At 45.8% G+C, this 7,387-nt stretch carries 8 protein-coding genes; 6 read left to right on the forward strand and 2 right to left on the reverse strand.

The window, feature by feature from the left end:
- Positions 1-416: 416 nt before the first annotated feature.
- From ACTXGO_RS07600 to radA, 6 genes are all read left to right on the forward strand, one after another.
- Positions 417-1,400, forward strand: a complete 984-nt coding sequence (locus ACTXGO_RS07600; RefSeq protein WP_443541506.1) for a KpsF/GutQ family sugar-phosphate isomerase — start codon at positions 417-419, stop codon at positions 1,398-1,400.
- Positions 1,401-1,477: 77 nt separating this feature from the next.
- A complete protein-coding gene (locus ACTXGO_RS07605) occupies positions 1,478-2,038 on the forward strand; it encodes a KdsC family phosphatase (RefSeq protein ID WP_317199363.1) in 561 nt (186 codons plus the stop codon).
- Entirely contained in the window at positions 2,035-2,616 is a 582-nt protein-coding gene (gene lptC / locus ACTXGO_RS07610; RefSeq protein ID WP_317199364.1) for an LPS export ABC transporter periplasmic protein LptC, read from the forward strand. Before ACTXGO_RS07605 ends, lptC begins: the two co-directional genes overlap by 4 nt.
- Before the next feature lie 147 nt (positions 2,617-2,763).
- Complete coding sequence (gene lptA, locus ACTXGO_RS07615) at positions 2,764-3,252, forward strand: lipopolysaccharide transport periplasmic protein LptA (protein WP_317199474.1); 489 nt, start codon at positions 2,764-2,766, stop codon at positions 3,250-3,252.
- Positions 3,253-3,382: 130 nt separating this feature from the next.
- The gene (lptB, locus tag ACTXGO_RS07620; RefSeq protein ID WP_317199475.1) at positions 3,383-4,093 is read left to right on the forward strand and encodes an LPS export ABC transporter ATP-binding protein; all 711 of its coding nucleotides are present in this window, start codon (positions 3,383-3,385) and stop codon (positions 4,091-4,093) included.
- A gap of 172 nt (positions 4,094-4,265) precedes the next feature.
- Positions 4,266-5,714, forward strand: coding sequence for a DNA repair protein RadA (gene radA, locus ACTXGO_RS07625; RefSeq protein WP_317199365.1), 1,449 nt, complete (start codon positions 4,266-4,268; stop codon positions 5,712-5,714).
- Between the two features lie 124 nt (positions 5,715-5,838).
- On the opposite strand, the gene ACTXGO_RS07630 is transcribed toward radA, so the two are convergent.
- Positions 5,839-6,447 carry a septal ring lytic transglycosylase RlpA family protein gene (locus ACTXGO_RS07630; protein WP_443573924.1) on the reverse strand — a complete coding sequence of 203 codons (609 nt, stop codon included), beginning with the start codon at positions 6,445-6,447 and terminating at the stop codon, positions 5,839-5,841.
- Positions 6,448-6,814: 367 nt separating this feature from the next.
- Positions 6,815-7,387, reverse strand: a 573-nt coding sequence (locus ACTXGO_RS07635) for an SDR family oxidoreductase (RefSeq protein WP_443573925.1), incomplete at its 5' end; no start/stop codon positions are given.

The raw sequence follows: 7,387 nt of genomic DNA on the forward strand, positions 1-7,387 counted from the left end.
GCGGCTTTAGCCAAGGTCAAGATCGCGGCTTTGAGCGTGGTAACTTCGGTCAGGGTCAAGATCGCGGTTTTGAGCGAGGAGGCTTTGGTCAAGATCGTGGTTTTGAAAATTCACCTCAAGATACCAGTAGTGATGATAAAAACGATGACGCTAGCGATAGCTAATTGATATCATAATAACTTCTCAAAGACCTGCTACTAAGTAGGTCTTTTTGCATCAAGGTAGGACTTAATAAGGTTTTGTACGGCCAGTTAGCTGTTTATAAAAGTATTGCTAACGATGATTTACTACATATGAGTAGAATATAGTAAGATAGATAACTCTTTTAAAAAAGTCCTTTTAGAGATAGTGACTTATAAAAATAGTAACTTACAAAAACAGTGACTTATAAAATTTGACAGGCATTGAGCGAATATATGACTAACAATACCACGCACGCGCAATTTATCAACGCTGCTATTGAGGCGATTAATACTGAAAAATCAGCGCTGACTTTGTTGGCAGAACAAATAGATACGCGATTTGCACAGGCCTGCGACGTGATCTTGGCCTGTCAAGGCCGCGTGGTAGTAACGGGCATGGGTAAGTCGGGTCTGATTGGCCGTAAGATAGCGGCGACCTTTGCCTCGACAGGTACGCCTGCGTTCTTTATGCATCCAGGTGAGGCCGGTCATGGCGATCTAGGTATGCTAGTGCAAGGCGATGTGCTTCTTGCCATCTCAAACTCTGGCGAGTCAGATGAGATTAAGATGCTATTACCTGTGGTCAAGCGTTTGGGCATTCCGCTCATTAGTATTAGCCGCGACCATAGAGGTATGTTGCCATGTGCCGCTGATATCATTCTGACCCTTGGTAAGTCACAAGAAGCTTGTCCGCTCAATTTAGCACCTACTTCGAGCACGACTGCCACTTTGGCGCTCGGTGATGCCCTAGCAGTGGCTTTGGTTCATGCGCGCAACTTTACCTCAGAGGACTTTGCCTTATCACATCCTGCAGGTGCGCTGGGTCGCCAATTGCTAACGCGAGTAGAGGATTTGATGCATACCTCAATTGATCAATTGCCACTCGTCAATCAGCAATCAGTGCTACGTGAAGCGCTATTTACGATGACTCACGGACGCTTGGGTATGACAGTAGTGACTGATGATGAGCAAAAGGTCGTCGGTATATTCACCGATGGCGATTTGCGCCGCGTGCTTGAGCGGGGTCTTGATTTATCCGTACCTATACACGAGGTGATGACGACAAATCCACGCCAGGTTAGCAAAACTATGCGCGCCTCAGACGCTCTTAGCGTTATGAATGAGAAGGGTATTAGTCAGCTGTTAGTCATGGACGATGATGATCATTTGCAAGCCATTATAACGGTTCATGATTTGTTGCAAGCTGGGGTCAAATAAAGAAGTATTTTTTCAATACTTATTGAGCTACAAGACTTATTGAGCTATAAGATTCATTGAACTATGAGAGACAGATTATGCAAGATCTAACAAAAAAAGCAGGCCAAGTTAAACTCCTCATAATGGACGTAGATGGTATTTTGTCTAATGGACAAATTATCTATGACGCTAATGGTATTGAGACTAAAGCATTTTCGGTACAAGATGGCGTTGGAGTCAAATCGCTATCACGCTATGGCATACTAACAGCCATTATCACAGGCCGTAGTAGCCCTATGGTAGACAAACGGGCAAAAGAGATGGGTGTTAAATATGTCGTACAGGGCCGTGATGATAAACTTGTGGCGTTAAATGAGCTACTTGATATGTTAGATCCTGCCCTTAATATTACGACCGCTGATTGCGCCTACATGGGTGATGATTTGCCAGATATCAAAGCCATGCAAACGGTAGGCTTTGCCGCGACGGTTCCCAATGCTCACTCAGAGGTGATTAATCGTAGTGACATGGTGACAACGCGAGCGGGTGGTACTGGCGCGGTACGTGAAGTCTGTGATCTCATTCTAAAAGGTCATGGACATTATCAGGACTTTATCGCGCACTATACATTAGATCAGACGCAGGATGGTTTATCGTGAATACTCGTGTTCTTATTGTCCTAGCCCTTATTATCGCAGGCATTGCCGGTTGGTTTTTTCAGCAGCAAGGGGAGATTACGCCGCCTGTTAATATTGAAGCGACCGATGTAGATTATGAGGCCACTGATATTAAAGCGGTGCAAACCAATGATGAGGGCGAAACAGAGTATGAGCTTAGCGCTGAGTCTTTGACCCATAATCCTAAGACCAATCAAGATGAGATGTCTGGGATCACTATGAATTGGCAGCCCTCTGATGAGCAGCGCTATCTGATTGAAGCAGGTAGCGCCGCTATCAATCAGCAAAGCGGTGATCTACGTTTAGGTGGCGGTTTTAGCTTGGTGAGCGAAGAAAAAAGCGCCTCTGATATCGAACCCATCAAGGTCACAGGTCAAACACTCATAGGTAATACAAAAACGCGCCAAGTCTATAGCAATGAGCCTGTCAAGGTCGAGCAAGGCATGAACCGCTTTAGCGCCTCAAGCATGACTGCTAATCTTGAAACCGGCGAGTATGAGTTTGGGCAAGTAGCAGTAACTTTTACCCCGTCTGAGCGTCAAGATAAAGCGCTGTTTTAGAACCTTAATGCAATGATTTGACACTTTACTAAGGCATTTGCAACGACAATAACCAGAGACCCTTTTATGAAGAAGAATAAACAGCACGCTTTGTACGCGTCTTCAATCGCTATAACACAAGTCTTGTATGGCGTCCGCGCTTTACCTATGATTATGCTTTTAGCTCTGCCTTTATACAGTCATGCCTTGCCATCAGATGCCAATCAGCCGATCAAGCTACTCGCAGATAAGGCCACTTATAGCGAGCGTACTGGGGTCACTAGCTACTCAGGTAACGTCATTATTACCCAAGGCACGCTCAAACTAACTGCTGATGATATTACGGTTAATCTATCAGAGCAGCGTAGTATCAATTCAGCGGTGGCTACAGGTCGACCTGCGACGATGCAACAAGTGATCACTGCTGATAAAGGTCTGGCAAAAGGCCAAGGTAACAAGATCGATTACAACGCGGTAACTGGTATTATTACTTTAACTGGTAATGCTAAGCTCAATCAAAACGGGGCTAGCTTTGCAGGTAATGTCATTCGCTACAGCCTAAAGGCGGGCGATGTTGAGGCCACTGCTGGCAATAGCCAACGCGTTGAGCTGATACTACCGCCAAATAATAACACCAGTCAGCGCGGCGTGCGCTAGAGTCGGCTGATATCTAAACCTTATGTCCCTTAAGTCTGAGTACTATATGAATAATACACTTGCCGACAACGCATCGATTAAGTCGCCAGTTCAATCGCCTACAAGCTTAGCACCACACGCGCGCTTAGTGATGCAAAACCTTGGCAAGCGCTACGGCAAGCGCTGGGTGGTAAAAGACGTCTCATTCTCAGTAGAGCAAGGACAGGTCGTTGGACTTTTGGGCCCAAATGGCGCGGGCAAGACCACCAGCTTTTATATGGTGGTCGGTTTGGTCAACATGGATAAAGGCCGCGTGACTTTAGGTAAGATGGACTTGTCCAAATACGCTATGCATGAGCGTGCGCGTGCGGGTATCGGTTATTTGCCGCAAGAGGCGTCTATATTTCGCAAATTATCTATCGAAGATAACATCCTCTCAATTCTGCAAACGCGCAGTGAATTAAGTGCCAGCGAGCAGCGCTTAGAGCTTGAAAAACTGATCAAAGAGTTCCATCTAGAAGGGGTGCGCAGCTCTCTTGGTATGAGCGTGTCAGGCGGTGAACGTCGTCGCTGCGAGATTGCTCGAGCACTGGCGGCTAATCCTAAATTTATCTTATTAGATGAGCCTTTTGCTGGCGTTGATCCGATCTCAGTCGGTGATATCAAAGATGTGATTTTAGCACTCAAAAATCGTGGTATCGGCGTATTAATTACCGATCATAATGTCCGTGACACGCTTGCTATCTGCGAAAAGGCTTATATTGTCTCTGAAGGCGCTATTATCGCTGAGGGTACCTCAGATGAGGTATTGAACAATGAGCTGGTTAAAGAGATATATTTAGGTAAAGACTTTAGAGTCTAATGGATGCCTTTGTAACCATTAGCCCTATAACCATCGACTTCGTATAGTCATCTTCTATAAAGACGCTTATTTAGCCGTCTGATTCTATTTATTAAAGCTCCCCGTTCATGCTGACTGATAATTGTACGCTACCATGTACGACTTAAAGTAAGCTAAATAAGGCTTATCCTCTATGGCAAAAAACAAAAGCAGTTATGTCTGCCAAGGTTGCGGCGCGCATTTTGGTAAATGGGCAGGTCAGTGTTCTGACTGCTCAGAGTGGAACAGTCTGGTCGAAGCACCAAATGTTAGTATGCCGCATCACAACAAAGCTAGCGCAAAAAGCGCGCCTCGAGCCGCGCCGCGCCATCCCCCTAACGGCACGACCACTGGCGGCAACTATTCAGGGACTCATAGCGCAGTGATGCCGCTCAATGCGGTCAGTGTGACGCTAGATACGCGCCTGCCTACTGGTATTAGTGAGTTTGATCGCGTACTTGGCGGTGGCTTAGTAGCAGGGTCGGTAGTGCTTATCGGCGGCGATCCTGGTATTGGTAAGTCAACTATCTTGCTTCAGACAGCGACCAATATGGCGCGTGCTGACTCATTAGCAGGTAGCGCGTTATACGTCACAGGCGAGGAGTCCTTAGCGCAAGTGGCTATGCGTGCCAAACGCTTAGAGCTACCCGCAGATCGTCTTCGAGTGCTCGCTGAGACCAATGTCGAGACGATATGCGCCGCGCTCACTCAAGAGCAGCCAGCTATCGCAATCATCGACTCTATACAGACTATTTATACTGACGCGATCAATTCAGCACCAGGTGGCGTAAGCCAAATCCGCGAGTCGGCAGCGATATTAACTCGTTATGCCAAGCAGACAGGCACAGCGCTATTCTTAGTCGGTCACGTAACCAAAGAAGGTACGCTGGCAGGGCCACGTGTGCTTGAGCATATGGTTGATACGGTACTGTACTTTGAAGGTCAGTCTGATTCGCGCTTTCGGATGATACGCGCGGTCAAAAATCGTTTTGGCGCGGTCAATGAGCTGGGTATCTTTGGTATGACTGATATGGGGCTTAAGGAAGTGGCGAACCCATCAGCGATATTTTTGAGCCGCTATGATAAGCCTGTGGCAGGCTCTGTGGTCATGGTGAGCCGTGAGGGTACGCGTCCGCTGCTGGTGGAGGTGCAAGCACTGGTTGATGACTCACAAGGGCAGCCAAGGCGTATGGCGTTAGGTTTGGACTTTCAGCGCTTATCTATGCTGCTTGCGGTCATGCATCGACATGGCGGCATTCATACTAGCGGGCAAGATGTATATGTCAACGTCGTCGGTGGGGTCAAGGTAATAGAGACAGGCTCTGATTTAGCAGTACTGCTCGCCTGTGCGTCTAGTATCAAAGAGCGTGCTTTGCCATCCTCATTAGCGGTATTTGGAGAGGTGGGGCTATCAGGTGAGATACGTCCAGTACCTAATGGTCAAGAGCGCTTGAAAGAAGCGATGAAGCACGGATTTAAGCATGCTATCGTGCCAAAAGCCAATGCGCCTGCTAAGAACTCGCCTCAGTTTAAGGGCATCAATGTGATTGCCGTTGAGCGTCTTGATGACGCTATCCAAAATGCTTTTGAGATAGATGACTAGGTTAATGGTTCTAATCAAGCATAAAACTTAAGCAAAAAAACGCCTCATTCATTAATGAGGCGTTTTTTATGGGCAGTACTTAACCATTAGTCAATACTTAGCAATTAGATGATGTATTTAAACCTTAGGGTCCAGATACGCGCTCAATAGAGACATTGCCGACGCCTTTGCTAGTAATACCAAGCTTTTTGGCAGCACCATAAGATAAATCTAGAACGCGATTACCATGGAAGGGGCCACGGTCATTAACTTTTACCACAACGCTTTTACCATTGGTCTTATTGGTCACCTTAACATAGCAGTTGAGCGGTAGTGAGCGATGCGCCGCTGTTAAGGCATTCATGTCGAAAGTCTCACCACTAGCAGTTTTGCGGCCATGAAACTTACGACCATACCAAGAAGCTAAGCCACTTTGAGTAAATTTGCTCAATGAGTTAGAAGCGGATGCAGTTAGGCGCTCTAAAACATTATCATCTTGGCTCACTTGTGCGGTGTCACTAGTGAGCAATGAGCTATTTAAGGCTAAAGATGATGGCTGACGAGCAGATTTGACAAGACTTGAAGCACCATCATGCTGGCGAGTAAGTTCACTTAAAACGCGGTCAATATGAGAGTTATTGTCTTGTGACAAAGTACTGTAGGCGCTTTCTGCTGCATTAGTATTGATAGCTAAGGTTGAGCCTGCAAACAGACAAACTGACAGGGTAAGTAAACCAGATAAACGCTTATTCATAAATACCTCTATAACTTATACGTTAGCGCTTAGTCCAATCCTTGGTACTAAGCGGAGCGCTGTTAGAATCTTTTAACGCTGCTGACTATACTTACAAGTTATAACTCAATGATTGTTTAATGCTATCTTTATCAGTAGCTTTGTATAACTTGTGTATCGGTTCTGATTAACAGAGGTTAACTCATAGTTTTATAAAAAACAAGCATTAATACCTGTAAGTATAAATTAACAGTCAGTGTATTATTTGAGAAACAATACAGCAGGCTAAGTGAAATAAGCAAAATAGTGTCGGATGAATCTAACTACTCAACACTATCTTGTTATTTATAAGCTTCAAACTACAGGGATTTATGGTTGCACTCAGAGGCTATTTGGCGGTCAAACCGCCATCAATAATGAATTCTGAACCAGTGGAATAACTAGAGTCATCAGATGCCAAAAAGAGCACCATACTACTGACTTCCTCCGGCTGAGCGACGCGCTGTAAAGGAATGGTCTTAGCAAATGCCTCAACAGCGTCTTTGGTATCGCCTTGAGAGATCATAGGCGTAGCAATCACACCTGGATGCACAGAATTGACACGTATGCCAAAGGGCGCGCATTCAAGTGCTGCAGCTTTAGTCATACCGCGTACCGCAAATTTGGAATCGGTATAGCCAATAGCGCCGCCAACCAGACCGTTGATTGAGGAGATATTAATGATAGAGCCTTGCTTGGCCGCTTTCATAGTTGGGATGACTGCTTTCATCCCCAAAAAGACTGAGACTTGATTGATCTCGAGGATTTTACGATAGTCATCAACCGAGGTATCCAATATCGATTTGTGCGTGGTAATGCCTGCATTGTTGACGAGCACATCGATTTGACCAAACTTAGTTATTGTAGCCTCTATCACTTGTTGCCAATCCGCCTCGTCAGTGACGTCTTGTTTGACGAATAA

It is taken from the genome of Psychrobacter sp. T6-1 (genome assembly GCF_052258445.1).